The sequence below is a fragment of the Streptomyces sp. RKAG337 genome (assembly GCF_023701715.1).
In the GTDB taxonomy this organism is placed as follows: domain Bacteria; phylum Actinomycetota; class Actinomycetes; order Streptomycetales; family Streptomycetaceae; genus Actinacidiphila.
The window spans coordinates 1,285,486-1,301,618 of the sequence record NZ_JAJOZA010000001.1; the positions used below are offsets into that span (position 1 = coordinate 1,285,486).

The 16,133-nt window shown below is 73.0% G+C and carries 10 protein-coding genes and 1 pseudogene; 3 read left to right on the forward strand and 8 right to left on the reverse strand.

The features are described 5' to 3' along the window. The first annotated feature begins 26 nt into the window (after positions 1-26). Both LNW73_RS05665 and LNW73_RS05670 read left to right on the forward strand, forming a co-directional pair. The gene (locus LNW73_RS05665; RefSeq protein WP_250989176.1) at positions 27-809 is read left to right on the forward strand and encodes a response regulator transcription factor; all 783 of its coding nucleotides are present in this window, start codon (positions 27-29) and stop codon (positions 807-809) included. Further along, positions 802-1,914, forward strand: a complete 1,113-nt coding sequence (locus LNW73_RS05670; protein WP_250978411.1) for a sensor histidine kinase — start codon at positions 802-804, stop codon at positions 1,912-1,914. Before LNW73_RS05665 ends, LNW73_RS05670 begins: the two co-directional genes overlap by 8 nt. A 67-nt stretch (positions 1,915-1,981) precedes the next feature. Here LNW73_RS05670 and LNW73_RS05675 read toward each other — a convergent pair whose 3' ends face one another. The 7 genes from LNW73_RS05675 to LNW73_RS05705 all read right to left on the reverse strand — a co-directional run bounded on the left by LNW73_RS05675 (position 1,982) and on the right by LNW73_RS05705 (position 11,593). Continuing rightward, on the reverse strand, positions 1,982-3,061 hold the full coding sequence (locus LNW73_RS05675; RefSeq protein WP_250989177.1) for an NAD-dependent epimerase/dehydratase family protein: 1,080 nt from the start codon (positions 3,059-3,061) through the stop codon (positions 1,982-1,984). Between the two features lie 52 nt (positions 3,062-3,113). After that, entirely contained in the window at positions 3,114-4,064 is a 951-nt protein-coding gene (locus LNW73_RS05680; RefSeq protein WP_250989178.1) for a S66 peptidase family protein, read from the reverse strand. Next, the gene (locus tag LNW73_RS05685) at positions 4,061-6,037 is read right to left on the reverse strand and encodes a S9 family peptidase (protein ID WP_250989179.1); all 1,977 of its coding nucleotides are present in this window, start codon (positions 6,035-6,037) and stop codon (positions 4,061-4,063) included. The genes LNW73_RS05680 and LNW73_RS05685 overlap by 4 nt, the downstream gene beginning before the upstream one ends. Further along, complete coding sequence (locus LNW73_RS05690; protein ID WP_250978407.1) at positions 6,034-7,392, reverse strand: M20/M25/M40 family metallo-hydrolase; 1,359 nt, start codon at positions 7,390-7,392, stop codon at positions 6,034-6,036. Before LNW73_RS05690 ends, LNW73_RS05685 begins: the two co-directional genes overlap by 4 nt. Beyond that, positions 7,385-8,218: a M55 family metallopeptidase gene (locus LNW73_RS05695; protein ID WP_138355534.1), complete on the reverse strand. Its 834-nt coding sequence runs from the start codon at positions 8,216-8,218 to the stop codon at positions 7,385-7,387. The genes LNW73_RS05690 and LNW73_RS05695 overlap by 8 nt, the downstream gene beginning before the upstream one ends. An 88-nt stretch (positions 8,219-8,306) precedes the next feature. After that, the gene (locus LNW73_RS05700) at positions 8,307-9,029 is read right to left on the reverse strand and encodes a class I SAM-dependent methyltransferase (protein WP_250978406.1); all 723 of its coding nucleotides are present in this window, start codon (positions 9,027-9,029) and stop codon (positions 8,307-8,309) included. 83 nt (positions 9,030-9,112) lie between these two features. Then, positions 9,113-11,593 carry an ATP-binding SpoIIE family protein phosphatase gene (locus LNW73_RS05705; protein ID WP_250989180.1) on the reverse strand — a complete coding sequence of 827 codons (2,481 nt, stop codon included), beginning with the start codon at positions 11,591-11,593 and terminating at the stop codon, positions 9,113-9,115. 281 nt (positions 11,594-11,874) lie between these two features. On the opposite strand from LNW73_RS05705, the gene LNW73_RS05710 reads away from it, so the two are divergent. Further along, a complete protein-coding gene (locus LNW73_RS05710) occupies positions 11,875-13,521 on the forward strand; it encodes an MFS transporter (RefSeq protein ID WP_250989181.1) in 1,647 nt (548 codons plus the stop codon). A gap of 88 nt (positions 13,522-13,609) precedes the next feature. Here the strand turns inward: LNW73_RS05710 and LNW73_RS05715 are convergent. Beyond that, positions 13,610-16,056, reverse strand: a pseudogene (locus LNW73_RS05715) (MFS transporter). Positions 16,057-16,133: the final 77 nt, after the last annotated feature.

Here is a 16,133-nt window from a genome sequence, read left to right on the forward strand (position 1 = left end):
CCACCGCTCGGTGCCAGACTCGAAGCGTGACCACCGATCCCGTACAGCGCCGCATCCTCGTCGTGGACGACGATCCGACCGTCGCCGAAGTCGTCGCGGGGTACCTCCTGCGCGCCGGCTTCGTCGTGGACCGGGCCGCCGACGGACCCACCGCGGTGGCCCGCGCCGCCGCCGTCCGCCCGGACCTCGTCGTCCTCGATCTGATGCTGCCCGGCCTGGACGGCCTGGAGGTGTGCCGGCGGATACGCGAGCGCGGCCCCGTCCCGGTCGTGATGCTGACCGCCCGCGGCGACCAGGACGACCGGATCCTCGGCCTGGAGGTCGGCGCGGACGACTACGTCACGAAGCCGTTCAGCCCGCGCGAGCTGGTACTGCGCGTGGAGTCCGTACTGCGCCGCGCCGGGACACCGCCGCCCGCCGGCCCCTGGCTGCGGTCGGGGCCGCTCGCCCTGGACCCGGCCGCCCGGCGGGCCATCCACGGCGGCACGGAACTCGCCCTGACCATCCGCGAGTTCGACCTGCTCGCGTTCTTCCTCCGGCATCCCGGGCGGGTGCTGGGGCGCGAGGAGCTGATGCGGCGGGTGTGGGGCTGGGAGTTCGGCGATCTGTCGACCGTCACCGTGCACGTGCGGCGGCTGCGCGAGAAGATCGAGGACGATCCCGCCCGGCCGCTGCTGATCAGCACGGTCTGGGGTGTCGGCTACCGCTTCGACCCGCCCCCGGGCACTCCGCCCGCGGATCCCGTGCCCGCGGGAGCGGAATCGGCGGCACACGAGGCAGTACAGGAAACGGTGAATCCCGATGCATGACGTCCTGCTGATCGCGGCCTACGCGGCGGTCGGCGCCGCGGCCGCCGGACTCCTCGGCGCGCTGGCGCTGCGGCTGCTGCGGAACCGGTCGGTGGCGCTGTCGCTCGCGGTGGTCGCCGCCGTCACCGTGGCGGCGATGCTCGCCGGCACGCTCTCGGTCGCCTGGGCGATGTTCCTGTCCTCGCACGACCTCGGCGTGGTCATAACGGTCTGCGCGATGGCCGCCGTCGTCTCGCTGGGCGTGAGTCTGCTGCTCGGCCGCAGGGTCGTCGCGGGCAGCCGCGCGCTGGCGAGCGCCACCCGCGACTTCGGCGACAGCGACATCTTCGCCGCGCCCGCCGGCCCGCCGACCGCCGAACTCGCCGACCTGGGCCGCGAACTGGCCGCCACCAGCGCGAAGCTCGCCGCGTCGCGGGAGCGCGAACGCGCACTGGAGGCGTCCCGCCGGGAGCTGGTGGCCTGGATCTCGCACGATCTGCGCACCCCGCTCGCCGGGCTGCGCGCCATGGCCGAGGCGCTGGAGGACGGCATAGCGGAGGACCCCGCGCGCTACCACGCGCAGATCAGGACCGAGGTGGAACGCCTCAGCGGCATGGTCGGCGATCTCTTCGAACTCTCCCGCATCCAGGCGGGAGTGCTCGCCCTGGTGCCGTCCCGGATGTCCGTCTACGACCTCGTGGGCGACGCCATCGCCGGCGCCAATCCGCTGGCCCGCGAGCACGGGGTCCGGCTGATCGGCGACGGCGTCGAGTCCGTGCCGGTGGAGGTCGACGGCCGCGAGATGACGCGGGTGCTCGCGAACCTGCTCGCCAACGCCATCCACCGCACCCCGGCCGACGGAACGGTCGCCGTCTCCGCGCACCGAGAGGCCGACTCCGTGGTCCTGTCCGTCACCGACGGCTGCGGCGGCATCCCCGCCGACGACCTCCCCCGGGTCTTCGACACCGGCTGGCGCGGCACCGGAGCCAGAACGCCTCCCGCGGGGGCCGGACTGGGCCTCGCCATCGTCCGCGGCATCGTCGAGGCCCACGCCGGCCACGCGGCCGTCCGCAACGTTCCGGGCGGCTGCCGCTTCGAGGTCGTCCTGCCGGCCGCCTCGGGCTGACCCGGACCTACCTGATGGAATCGCACCCTGGGAACCCCATCGTCATGGTCGCGCCGACAGTCTGACGTCAGGCCGGGGCAGGCGCGGCGGTCCCGCGCAGCGCGGCCTGGGCGAAGTCCCGCATGCCGTCCGTGAAGCCGACGGCCGGCGCCCAGCCGAGTTCGGTGCGGATCCGCGCGGACGAGGCCGTGATGTGCCGGACGTCGCCGAGCCGGTACTCGCCCGTGGTGACGGGGGCGGGGCCGCCGGTGGCCACGGCGAGGGCGGCGGCCATGTCGCCCACGGAGTGGACGGTGCCGCTGCCGACGTTGTACGTCCGCAGCCCGCCGGACGGTCCGCCGGTGAGCGCCCCGAGCGCGGCCGCGTTGGCGGCCGCGACATCCCGAACGTGCACGAAGTCCCGCCGCTGGGCCCCGTCCTCGAAGACGCGCGGGGCCTCGCCGCGTGCCAGGGCGGAGCGGAAGAGCGCGGCGACACCCGCGTACGGGGTGTCGCGCGGCATCCCGGGTCCGTAGACGTTGTGGTACCGCAGGGACACCGCGCGGCCGTCGGCCGCTCGGGCCCAGGCGGCGGCGAGATGTTCCTGGGCGAGCTTGGTGGCGGCGTAGACATTGCGCGGGTCGGTGGGGGCGTCCTCGGTGACGAGGCCGGGAGCGAGCGGATCGCCGCACTGCGGGCAGGGCGGTTCGAAGCGGCCCGCGTCGAGATCGGCGACCCGGCGCGGTCCCGGCCGGACGACGCCGTGCCGCGTACACGCGTAGCGGCCTTCGCCGTAGACCACCATGGAGCCGGCCAGGACCAGGGACCGCACTCCGGTGGCGGCCATGGCGGCGAGCAGCACGGCCGTGCCGTGGTCGTTGCAGCTGACGTAGTCGGGCGCGTCGGCGAAGTCCTTGCCGAGTCCGACCATGGCGGCCTGATGGCACACCGCGTCCACTCCGCGCAGCGCGTCCTCGACGGCTCCGCGGTCCCGGACGTCGGCCCGCCGCCAGTCGACTCCCGCCGGGAGGTCGGGAGGTTCGGCGTGGTCGCCGTGGGCGGCGGGGAGCAGCGCGTCCAGGACGCGCACGTCGTGTCCGGCTTCGAGGAGGGTGGTCACGATGTGCGAGCCGATGAAGCCCGCGCCTCCGGTGACGAGTGTCAGCATGCTCCGACGCTACGGTCCCGGCCGGTCCTGACGGCGTGACCCGGCCGGGACGTCAGCGGTCCGTAAGGAGTGCCGGGACCTCGATCGTCAGGGTGCGGGCGTCGGCGTCCAGGACGGCGGGCAGGCCGAGCGGGACGGTGATGGTGGAGTCGCAGTGCCCGAACCCCAGCTCCTCCACGACCGGCACCCCCAGATCACCGAGCCGGTCGAGCAGCAGCGGGCGCAGGGTTTCGTAGGGGCCGCACTGGGCCCAGGAGCCGAGGACGATCCCGGCGACGCCGTCCAGCCATCCGGAGCGCAGCAGTTGGGTGAGGTAGCGGTCCAGCCGGTACGGCTCCTCGCCGGTGTCCTCCAGGAGGAGGATCCCGCCGGCGGCGCCCGGCCGGGCCTCCGGGGTGCCGAGCTCCGCGGCGAGCAGGCAGAGCGTGCCGCCGAGGGTACGGCCGCGGGCCCGGCCGGGGACCATGGTCCTGGCGGTGGGCGAGCTCAGAACCTGGACGCTCCCGGGTTCCATCAGGGTGCGGCGCAGATGGTCCTGGGTGGGGTCGTCCTTGAGGAAGGTGGCGGCCGCGGCCATCGGGCCGTGCAGCGTGGCGAGCCCGAGCCGGGTGGCGAACGCCTCGTGCAGCGCGGTGATGTCGCTGTAGCCGATGAACGCCTTCGGTTCCGCGGCCCGCATCGCGTTCCAGTCCAGCAGGTCGGCCATGCGCTGGACGCCGTAGCCGCCGCGGGCGCAGAGCACCGCGGCCACCGAGGGGTCGCACCAGGCCTGCTGGAGGTCCCGGGCACGGTCCTGGTCCGCGCCGGCCAGGTAGCCGAGGCCCGGGTGCCGGTCCAGGACATGCGGCGCGGCGACCGGGTCGAGGCCCCAGCCGCGCAGGATGTCGAGCCCGGCGTCGAGCCGCTCCTGCGGAACGGGACCGCTGGGGGCGACGACGGCTACCCGGTCGCCGGGCACCAGCCGGCGAGCGCGGCGCAGCGGCTCGGGAACGGTCCCCGTCATGTGGTGAGCCCCAGCTGCGGCACACCGGGCGGCACGAAGCCGAAGACCTGCCCGTAGAGCGAGAGTTCGGCCTCCAGGCAGGCGACGATGGTGTCCTCGCGGCGGAATCCATGGCCCTCGCCCTCGAAGGTGAGGTACGCGTGCGGGATGCCGCGCCCGGCGATCCGTTCCAGGAAGCGCTCGCACTGGACGGGCGGACAGATCACGTCGTCCAGTCCCTGCAACAGCAGGAACGGTGCGGTGACGCGGTCGGCGCTGTTGACCGGCGAGCGGTCGCGGTACCGGTCGGGGACCTCGGCGAGCGGGCCGACGAGGGACTCCAGGTACCGCGATTCGAAGTCGTGCGTCTCACCGTTCGCCGACCAGCCGGTGAGGTCCAGGATCGGGAAGCTGATGGCGCCGCACGCGTACAGGTCGGTGGAGGTGAGCGAGGCTCCGGTGGTCCAGCCGCCGGCGCTGCCGCCGCGGATCGCGAGCCGGGCCCCGTCCGCGGTGCCCTCGTCGACGAGAGCCTGGGCGACGGCGGCGCAGTCCTCGACGTCCACGACGCCCCACTGTTCACGGAGCCGCTCGCGGTAGGCGCGGCCGTAGCCGGTGGAGCCCCCGTAGTTGACCTCCGCGACGCCGATGCCCCGCGAGGTGAAGTAGGCGATCTCCACATCGAGCACCATCGGGACCCTGCTGGTGGGGCCGCCGTGCACCCAGATCACATAGGGCGGCAGCTCGCCCGCCGGTGCGCCGGCCGCCGGGTTGCGCGGCGGGTACACCTGCGCGTGCACCTCACGCCCGCCGGGTGCGGTGAAGGTCCGGGCGGTGGGGTCCGGCAGATACGCGGGGTCGACGGCGTCCTGGTGCGCGCAGCCGATGACGCGGGCGTGCCCGGTGCTGGTGTCGAGTTCGACGATCTCGGACGAGGAGCGCGCGCTCGCGGCCACGTCCAGCACCCGGGTGCCGGACGTGGCGAGACCGGCGGCCCATTCCGTCCAGCGGCCAGGAACGTCGGCCAGTTCGCCGGTGGCCGGGTCGAGTATGGCGAGGCGCTGGGCCCCGACGCCGTGCAGAACCGCGAGCAGTCCCTCGCCGACGGGTGCGAACCAGCGGTAGCCGAGCTTCCACACCGGGCCGGCGAACTCCTCCTGGCGCGGGCAGAGGTTGACGGCCTCGCCGGTGCCGGGGTCGACACGGTGCAGGTTCCACCAGCCGGTGCGGTCCGTGGCGGCGATCAGGGTGCCGTCCGCGGCCCATTCGGCCTGCGCGACCGACTCCTCGGAGCCGCCGATCAGGGTGCGGGCGCCGCTGAAGGAGCCGTCCTTCCCGACCTGCGCGAGCTTGAGCTCGGTGCCGTCCCAGGGCATCAGCGGATGGTTCCAGGCGATCCAGACGACCTGCCGTCCGTCCGGCGAGAGCCGGGGGCCGGTGACGAACCGGTCGGCGCCGTCGGTCAGTTCACGCACCGCGCCGCGGTCGGCGGCGGCCGACCCGTCCAGCGGCACGGCGGCGATGACGCGCCGCACGTCGGAGGGACCGTCGCCGGTGAACTCCTCGAGGACGCACCAGACCTCGTCGCGGTCCTGGTGGATCTGCGGGTCCACCCACCGCAGACCGTCGCCCACCGCCGAGACGGGTGTCAGCGGCACCGGTTCCGCGCCCGGCCGGTACGCGTACAGGCGCTGGTCGGCGAAGTTCGCGAAGACGATCAGCGGGCCGTCCGCGTCCGGTGTGCCGGCCCACGGCCGGCCGCCGTACTCCATGACGCGGCTGCGGACGTTCCACGGTGCGGGCAGCGGGCACTGCTCGCTGCCGTCCGCGAGCCGCCGGACCAGCGCGCGGCGCCCGCCCTCGGCGGGGCGCGGCTCGGTCCACCACACCTCGTCCCCGACGAAGCCCACGAATTCGGGGCCGCCGTCGTGCGACGCGGCGGTCGCCGCGCCGATCGGCGACGGCCAGGCTCCGTACGGGACGTCCTGGGTCATTCCGGTGCCTTCCCTGAGGAGGAGGTCAGAAAGCGGTCGAGCACCTGGACGCCGAAGTGCAGCGCCTCGACCGGCACGCGCTCGTCCACTCCGTGGAAGAGCGCCTGGTAGTCGAAGCCCGGGGGCAGCTTGAGCGGTGAGAAGCCGTAGCCGGTGATGCCGAGCCGGGAGAACTGCTTGGCGTCCGTGCCACCCGACATGCAGTACGGGACGACGTGCGCCTCCGGGTCGAAGTGCTCCAGCGCCTCGCGCATCGCGGCGTACGTCGGCGAGTCCACCGGAGCCTGGAGCGGCACCTCGCGGTGGTGGAACTCCCACTCGACGTCCGGTCCGGTGAGCCGGTCCATGGTCTCGGTGAACTCGGCCTCGCCGCCGGGCAGCATCCGTCCGTCCACATACGCGGTCGAGGTGCCGGGGATGACGTTGATCTTGTAACCGGCCTGCAGCATCGTCGGGTTGGCGCTGTTGCGGACCGTCGGCTCGACGAGCGCGGCGGCCGGGCCGAGCTTGCCGAGCAGCCCGTCCACATCGTCCAGATCGGGTTCGATGCCGTGCAGCGCGGCGAGTTCGGTGAGCGAGGCGCGCACGGTGGCGGTCAGCCGGACCGGCCAGTCGTGCTCACCGATCCGCGCGATGGCCGCGGCCAGCCTGCTGACCGCGTTCGCCGGATTGACCTTGGAGCCGTGTCCGGCCTTGCCGTGCGCGGTCAGCCGGAGCCAGGCGGTGCCGCGCTCGCCGGCGGCCACCGGGTACAGCCGCATACCGCCGCCCGCGTGGAAGGTGAAGGCGCCCGATTCGCTGATGCCCTCGGTACAGCCCTCGAAGAGCGCGGCGTGCTGGTCGGCGAGGAAGCCGGAGCCGTACACGGCGCTGTCCTCCTCGTCCGCGGTGAAGGCGAGCACGAGGTCCCGGGCCGGGCGGCGGCCGGTGCGGGCCATGGCCCGCACCGTGGCCAGCACCATCGCGTCCATGTTCTTCATGTCGACCGCGCCGCGGCCCCAGACCACTCCGTCGCGGATCTCGCCGGAGAAGGGGTGCACGCTCCAGTCCGCGGGCTCGGCCGGGACGACGTCCAGATGGCCGTGGACCAGCAGCGCGTCGGCCCCGGGGTCGCTGCCCTCGATACGGGCCACCACATTGGTACGGCCGGGGGCGGACTCCAGGATCATCGGCTCGATCCCGGCGTCGGACAGCAGCGCGGCGACGTATTCGGCGGCGGGCCGCTCGTTGCCGTCGCCGCCGCCGCGGTTGGTCGTGTCGATCCGGATCAGCTCGGAGGTGAAGCGCACCACCTCGTCCAGCGCCTGCTGGTCCACCCCCAGGCCGACCGATTCGAAGACCGCTTGCTCAGCCATACTGTTCCTCCACCGCTGCCGACACGAGCGTGGTGACCGCCTTGAAAGCGCGGATGCCCTCGTACATGGTCGGTGATGTGTAGCCGACTCGGCGTTCGCCGGTCCGCGCCACGCCGGGCACCACCGTGGCGGCCCCGGCAAGGTGTACGGCATCGAACTCGAGCTCGATGTGGAACGGTCCGTCCTGCGCGGGCTCATGGCGCACCGCGAGGGCCACCGCTTCCTTCGCCGCGGCCCGGATGTCGGCCGCGGTCCTGGCCGGGGGCCGGCAGACCGCCGCGTACCGCGACACGTAGTCCTTGACCGCGACCGTACGGGCCCGCGGGGCGTAGCCGCGCGCGTCGGCGCCGGTCCGGTCGTCGCCGGTCACCAGGATCACCGGCACACCGTACTCGGCGACGACCAGCGCGTTCAGCCGCCCCTCGCTCGCCGGTTCGCCGTTGGCCCAGACGCCCGTGATCGAGTTGGCGAGATAGGTGTGCGCGAGCACGCCCTCGGTCCCGGCGCCCGTGTGATAGCCGACGAACGCGATGCCGTCGACGTCCCCGTGCTGCACGCCCTCGACCATCGACAGGTCCTTGTGCCGGCCGGTGAGCATCTCGGCCCGCTCGTCGAGTTTCTCCAGCAGCAGATTGCGCATGGTCCAGTGCGCCTCGTTCACCAGGACCTGGTCGGCTCCGCCGTCGAAGAACCCGGCGATCGCGGCATTCACGTCGGACGTGAACATATGGCGGCAGCGCTGCCACTGCTCGCTTCCCGGCAACACATCGGCAGGCCAGGTGACGCCGGTGGCGCCCTCCATGTCGGCCGAGATGAGGATCTTCATGCGAGGCAACGCTACGCGGTTTTGGGCAGCGCATACCAGAGCTGTGGATAACTGCAGTGGTCCAGACCTCTACAAACCCGGACGGACGCTAGCGTCCACCGCCCGCCACCAGCCAGTTCGACGGCAGCTCGATGCGCGTGCCGTCGGTACGGAACTCCGTCGTCGTCAGCGGCTGCTCACCGCCGGCCAGCAGCTCGAGGCCCGCCGCCCGGAAGTAGCCGGGGACCGCCTCGTCGGCCACCTCACCCGGGGTGAGGCCGTGCGCGAACACCGCCCCCAGCTTCGGCGGCGGGCCGCCGGGCCCCTGGGCGATGCCCAGCAGGACGCCCTTCGCGGCCGCGGCCAGCTCGACCGCGAACACCCGGCCCCGCTCGCCGAGCAGGGCCGCGATGCCCTCGACCAGCGGCGCCCGGTCCGCCGGTTCGCACTGGTGCAGCACACCCCGCATATAGACGTTCGCGTCGCCGATCTCCGCGTGCAGCCGGCGTGTCGCGGCCGCGTCGGCGCCGTTGAGCTGCTGGTATTCGGCGACGCCGTGCGGGTCCGCGCGGCGCGCGTGACCGACCGCCGCCTCGGACAGGTCCACCCCGACCACCCGGTCGTAGCGCTCCGCGAGGTACCGGGTCTGGGTGCCGTTGCCGCAGCCGAAGTCGACGACCGGCAGGCCGGCGTCGAAGTACGGCTCGAAGAGCGGTAGCTGCAGTGCGGCGGTGAGGGACGCGTCCGCGTCCCAGAAGACCGCCCCGGACGTGGCGGGCGCGTCGCGCCAGAAACTCTCCCAGGCCTGCGTGTAGGTGCCGGGCACGTTCATTTCGGGACTCCCCAGGATCCGACGAAACCTCGGTGACTCGGTACGCGGTGACGCGGCGGCCAGCCGCCGAACAGCCGGCCCCCTCAGCGCCGCCGTCGCGACGCCGACCGCGGCAGCGTCTGCTCGAACCAGACCGTCTTGCCCTGCGCCGTACGGCTCGTACCCCACTGCCGCGCCAGCCGGCTCACGATCCGCATGCCCCGCCCGTACTCGTCCTCGGGGCCGGTGTTCAGCAGGACGGGAACCGCGTGGTCGTCGTCCGTGACCTCGCACAGCAGGGCGTCGGCCCGCACCAGGCGCAGCTCGACCTCACTGGTCCCCGCATGCCGGATGGCGTTGGTGACGACCTCGCCGACCAGCAGCTCCGCGGTCTCGGAGACCTCCTCCAGATCCCAGTCGCGCAGCGTCGCGCGGGTCAGCCGGCGGGCGTGCGCGGCCTCGCGCGGATGACGGGCCAGCTGCCACGTCGCCACGTCCGAACGCGGGATGCCGTTCAGCCGCGCCATCAGCAGGGCGACGTCGTCCTTGCGGCCGCCGCGCGGGTTGAGCGCGCGGATGATCGTGTCGCAGGCGTCGTCCATCGACGCCGCCGGGTGCGCGGCGCTCTCGCACAGCGCGGCCAGCCCGGTGCCGATGTCCTGCCCGCGCACCTCGACCAGCCCGTCGGTGCACAGCACCAGCCGGTCACCCTGCGCGACCGGCACCGTGACCGTCTCGAACGGGACGCCGCCCACCCCGATCGGGGCGCCGGTCGGCACGTCGAGCAGCTCGCTGCGCCCGTCGGCCGCCCGCACCAGGACCGGCGGGATGTGTCCGGCGTTGGAGATCACCAGCTCGGACCCGATCGGGTCGTACACGGCGTACAGGCAGGTGGCCAGATAGTGCTCGCCGAGGCGCTGCGCCAGATCGTCGAGATTGCGCAGCAGCTGGGCGGGCGGCATGCCCATCGCCGCCATGGTCTGCACGGCGGTGCGCAGCTGGCCCATCATCGCGGCGGAGTTCAGCCCGTGCCCCATGACGTCGCCGACGACGAGCGCCAGCCGCGAGCCGGCCAGCTTGATCGTGTCGAACCAGTCGCCGCCGACCCGGCCCAGCCGGGTCCCGGGCAGATAGCGGGTGGCCACGTCACAGCCCGGCATCCGCGGGGTGATGTGCGGCAGCATGCTGTCCTGGAGGGTGTCGGCGACATTCTCCTGGTACGTGTACATCCGGGCGTTGTCCAGCACGAGGCCGGCGCGGGCGGCGAACTCCGCGCCCGTCGCCTTGTCCATGTCGTTGAAGACCGCACGCTCCCGGTGGCGCAGCAGGATCATGAAGCCGAGCACCACGTTGCGGGCCTTGAGCGGCACCACGAGCATCGACCGGTTGTTGATCAGCGGGCTGATGTCGCGCTTCTCGAACTGCGCGGCGATCGCGTTGCCCATCTGCTCCGAGATCCGCGGTACGAGCACCGGCTGTCCGCTGGTCATGCACTGGAAGAACGGGGTGTGCTCGGGGAACGGCATCGACTCGCCGACCGGCACCACGTCGTCCCAGCGCCCCGGCTCGTCGGTGTGCTCGACGGCCACCCGATACCACATGGTGGTGACGTCCGGCGGCCCGTCCGGGAACCCCTCGCCCGCGAGCACCTGCTCGCGCAGATACGAGCCGGCGACGTCGGTGAAGCGCGGCACCACGGCCGCGCTCACCTCCTGGATGGTGCGCGCCAGGTCCAGTGAGGTGCCGATACGGGCGCTGACCTCGTTGAGGAATTCGAGGTGCTCGCGCACCGCGGCGTATTCGAGGTCGGGCGCCAGGTCGGCCGGGGCCGCGACCTGCGGGTCCAGCTGGGCGGCCGCGGCGGCGGCGCGCTGCCTGGCCCGGCGCTCGTCGCGCCTGGGCACGCCCCAGTCGGGGGTGACCGGCACCCGGTCGTGCTGGCTGAACTCCAGCACCGGATAGCCGAGCTCCAGCACCTGGGACACGATCCGGGCGCTCTCCGCCGGATTCATGCTCGGCAGGATCTCGGGCAGCCGCTTGGCGAGCTGGTCGGCGCCGGAGAACTCGGTGTGCAGCGCGAAGCCGGGCGCGATCCGTTCGAATTCCCCGGCCGCCGCGTGAGCATCCGAGTCGGCCGTCGCGTCCTGTTCCGGCCCGGAATCCGGCGAGGACCCTAACTGGGTCGCGTCGGCGGCGAGGACGAGCAGTCGCTCGGGTCCCGGGCCGACGAGCGGATACGCCCACCACAGGACGTCCACGGCCCCGTCCTCCCGGTCCGCGCCGCCGCCGTGGCGGTCGTCGAAGAGCCGGGCCCGGCCCGCGGTGGGGTACGAGGTCGCGCCGCTGAGCGAGGCGTCCAGTTCCGGGCCGAAGTCGTCCAGCCCGCTCTCGTCCCCGACCGCGCTGTTCAGAGCGCCGGAGACCGGGAGCAGATCCACCGCCGGACGGCCGACGGCCTCTTCCTTGGAGCAGCCGAAAAGTTTGCGCGCACCGGTGCTCCAGTGCGATACGAGTCCCGCGCCGTCCACGACGATCACCGCGAGCGGGATCCGTCCGGACAGCCCCGGAGGAATGCGGCGGTCCATGGCTGGGTGGGCTCCTTCCCTCGGAACCGCTTCACAGGACCGGCCGGGATCTCCCGCCCCGGTGCAAGATCTGCGGCACCGGTACCACCGTACGACCGCGGACGGGTGCCGCGAAGGGCAATGCCCGAATCGAGGCGCACGCCCGCGCGTGAGCGCCCCCCTGAGCACGTGCTAGCGTCCTTCATCTCTGTTCGAACTCCAGATCCGTGGTGCGAGTTCGACTCCGGCCGGGTGGGGATCCAAGCCGGAGCACGTAGGACCCGCGACTGGAAGAGAACAATGTGACCACCTGGGAGACCGCGGGCTGGGCCGCCGCAAAGCGTCCCAAGTCCTTTCTCCGACTGGCTGATCCGCGCCGGCCGGTGATGGCGGCGACGCTGTTCGCCGCGGTGCTGCACATCGTGTGGGCGCTGTTCCTGGCCAAGGACGCGGGTGACATGGCCGCCCAGTTCGCGTGGACGGACTTCATCCGCGAGCACCCGGACTCCGCGTACAACCTCTCCTGGTACGGCGGGATGCACCCCGCTTCGTACAGCATCCTGTCGCCCTACATCATGGCGTGGCTCGGGGTCCGCACGACCGCGGTGATCGCGGGCACGCTCTCCGCGACCGTCGCCGCGTATCTGCTGGTCCGCTTCCGGATCCGGAAGCCGATGCTGCCCGCGCTGTGGACGGCGTTCGCGCTCTGGTGCGACGTGGCGTCGGGCCGGGTGACCTTCGCGCTCGGCATGCTCTTCGCACTCGCCGCCACCGCCCTGGTCCTCCCCGAGGACGACCAGCGGACCTCGCGCATCGTGGGGGCCTCCGCGCTGGGCGGGCTGGCCACCATGTGCAGCCCGGTGGCCGGGCTCTTCATCGAGGTCCTGGCGGGCGCCCTGTTCCTCTCCGGGCGGCGCAAGCACGCGTACATCCTGGCCGCGAGCCCGCCGATCGTCGTCGGCGGCACCTCGCTGCTGTTCCCCTTCTACGGGGTGCAGCCGTTCACCTGGTACTTCGCCGCGCTGCCGCTGGCCGCCGCCCTGCTGGTGGCGCTCCTGGTGCCGCGCTCCTGGCGCACCCTGCGCACCGGATCGTGGGTCTACTCCGCGGGCATAGTGCTGACCTGGGCGATACCGTCGCCGATCGGCAGCAATGTCGAGCGGCTCTCACTGCTCTTCGGCGGCACCGCGCTGCTCGCCACTGCGGTGGGGCGGACCGACCGGGGCCGCAAGACCCTCGTCATCTTCGCGGCGTTCCTGGCCGTCGCGGTCTGGCAGGTCGCCAAGCCCGTCACCGACCTGGTCAACACCGCGCCGGTGACCGCGACCATCGAGCACGCCCAGGGGCTCATAGACGAACTGGCCCGGGTCGGGGCCGACCGGGGCCGGGTCGAGGTCGTTCCGCTGCGCTCGCACTGGGAGGCGTCGGGGATAGCCCCGCACGTCAACCTCGCCCGCGGCTGGAACCGGCAGGCGGACGTCGAGCGCAACCCGCTCTTCTACGACGGCACCCTCACCCCCGCCACCTATCTGGCGTGGCTGCAGCGCTGGGGCGTCGGGTACGTCGTCCTGCCGTCGGACGAACCGGACGGTGCGGCCGTGGCCGAGGCGAAGATCGTCGCGGCCGGGCACGCCTGGCTGCAGCCGGTCTGGCAGGACGACCACTGGCGGCTGTACAGCGTGACCGGGGCCGAGCCGATGGCCGACCCGCCGTCGATCGTCCGCCAGGCGGGACCGGCCGAGCTGGTCGTCGACGTCCCGAAGTCGGGTCCGGTGCTGCTGCGCATCCCGTGGTCGCCGTGGCTCGCGATAGCGGGAGCCACGGACTCCGAGCACGGCTGTCTGGAGCAGGCCGGCGACTGGACCCGGCTGTACGCGCCGGCGCCGGGCACGTACCGGATAGGCGGGCGCTACGCCCTGTCCCGCGGGACGCCCTGCAAGAAGGACTGACCCCGGCGCCGCCCGGCGCACGCCTCCCTCGCCGCACCCGGGCGCCGAGGGAGTTCCACGTCATCCGCGCGCCCTGTCAGCCCCTGCGTCAGTCCTCGTGCCCCAGCTGCAGATCGCGTTCGGTGCGCCCGCCGCCGGCGACCTGAAGGACGGTGGCCACCGGCGGGTACCCGGCGGCGATCACGGTGTACTCGCCGGCCGCCAGATCGACGAAGCGGAAGAGGCCGTCGGCCCCCGTCGTCACCGAGTCCACCACGTTGCCCGCCGCGTCGAGCAGGGTGACCCGGGCGTCCTCGACCACCCGGCCGCCGGGCGCCCGCACCGTGCCGCGCAGCACCGCGCCGCCGGCCAGTTCGACGTCCTGCCGGGTCTCCCGGGCGGCCTGCACCGAGACCGGCAGCGCGGCCGGGCGGTAGGCGGGAGCGCTGGCGGCCAGCGTGTACTCGCCCGCCACCAGATCGGTCAGCACGTAGCTGCCCTCGCGGGCGCTGCGGGTGCTGGAGACGACGTCGCCGCGTACGTCGGTGAGCGTCACGATGGCGTCGCGGACCGGGGTGCCGTCCGAGGTGTGCACCGTGCCGGCCAGCCGGCCGGCGCCGCCGAGCACCACGTCCAGCTCGACCGGCCGGTCGCCGACCGTCACGCTGACGGCCTGTGGCTGATGCCCGCCCGCGGCCGCGATCAGCACATAGCTGCCGGTGCCGGGGGTGCTCAGCGCGTACCGCCCGTCCTCGCCCGTCGCCCCGCGGCCGATCTGCCGGCCGGTGACGTCGATCAGGGTGAGCGCGGCCCGGCCCACCGAGGTGCCGTCGGAGTGCTGGACGGTGCCGCAGACCGGGACTCCCCCGGCGTCGGCGGTGCGGCCGACGGCCGTCCTGGCCGGGGGACGGCGGGGTCGGAGACGGGACCATGCTGGGTCACCAGGGGTTTCTCCTTCAGGAGGAATGCGAGCAGGAAGCCGAGGACGAGCACCGGCACCAGGTACAGGAAGATCCGCGGCATGGCCACGGCGTACGCCTGGACGTAGCCGTCGCGCAGCGCGGCGGGCAGCGTGTGCACCAGCTGCGGGGTGATCGACTGCGGGTCCGGCAGATGGGCGCCGCGTGGGAGTTCGACGGCGAGCTGGTCGGCCAGCCGGTTGGCGAACAGCGTGCCGAAGACGGCCGCTCCGACGGAGCCGCCGATCTGCCGGAAGTAGTTGTTGGCGCTGGTGGCGGCGCCGATGTCGGCCGGCCGTACCGAGTTCTGCACGGCGAGCACCAGGACCGGCAGCATGAGCCCGATGCCGAGTCCGAGCACGGCCATGAAGGCGCTGTACTCGATCCGGGAGGTGCTCGCGTCCAGCAGGGACAGCAGCCACATGCCGAGCGCGGAGAGCGCGCCGCCGATCAGCGGGAAGATCTTGTAACGGCCGGTCCTGCTGATCAGCTGTCCGGAGGCGACCGAGGCGAGGACGACGCCGAGCATCATCGGGAGCATCAGCAGCCCGGAGCCGGTGGCGCTGGCGCCGTCGACCATCTGCAGGAAGGTCGGCAGATAGCTGGCGGCGCCGAAGAGCGCGACGCCGACGACCGCGCCGACCATCGCGGTGACGTTGAAGATGCCGTCACGGAACAGCCGCAGCGGGATGACGGGTTCGGCCGCGAAGTGCTCGGTCAGGACGAAGAGCACGGCGCTGGCGAGGGCGCCCGCGCCGAGCCCGACGATCATCTCCGAGCGCCAGGCGTAGGTGGTGCCGCCCCAACTGGTCAGCAGCACCAGACAGGTGGAGCCGGCCGCGAGCAGCAGCGCGCCCAGCACGTCGAGGCGGGGCCGGATCGTGGGGCGCGGCAGCCGCAGTACGACGGTGATGAGGGCGAGGGTGAACAGGCCGAACGGCACATTGATGTAGAAGCACCAGCGCCAGGAGGCGTGGTCGGTGAAGAAGCCGCCGAGCAGCGGTCCGGCCACCGACGCCACCCCGTAGGCGGCGCCGATCAGGCCCATGTAGCGGCCGCGTTCGCGGGGCGGGACGATGTCCGCCATGATCGCCTGCACACCGATCATGAGCCCGCCGCCGCCGACGCCCTGCACCGCGCGGAAGGCGATCAGCTGGTCCATGGTGCGTGACCAGCCGGCCAGCGCGGAGCCGATGACGAAGACGATGATCGCGAACTGGAAGACCCGCTTGCGGCCGAAGAGGTCGCCGAGCTTGCCGTAGATCGGCAGGCCGATGGTCGACGCGAGCAGGTACGCGGTGACGGCCCAGGACATCTTCTCCAGGCCGTGCAGCTCCCCGACGATCTTCGGGAGGGCGGTCGCCACGATCATCTGGTCGAGGGCGGCGAGCAGCAGGGTGAGCATCAGGCCGAGGAAGACCAGCCGCACTCGGCGCGGGGTCAGGTCGGCCGGCGGAATGCCGGTGGCCGAACCGGACGGGCCGTCCGCGCCGGGCGGCGGGGCATCGGCCGGTTCAGGGCCGGCCGATGCCGCGCCGTCCGCCGGTTCGGCCCGTCCGGACCTTCCGGCCCGTTCGGCCAGAGTGGTTCCGCCCACGTGCCGCTCCCCTCGTCGCGCCTGCCTCGTCACCCAATTCCCGCATTAAGCGACAACGACGAACAAGCGCGACGATT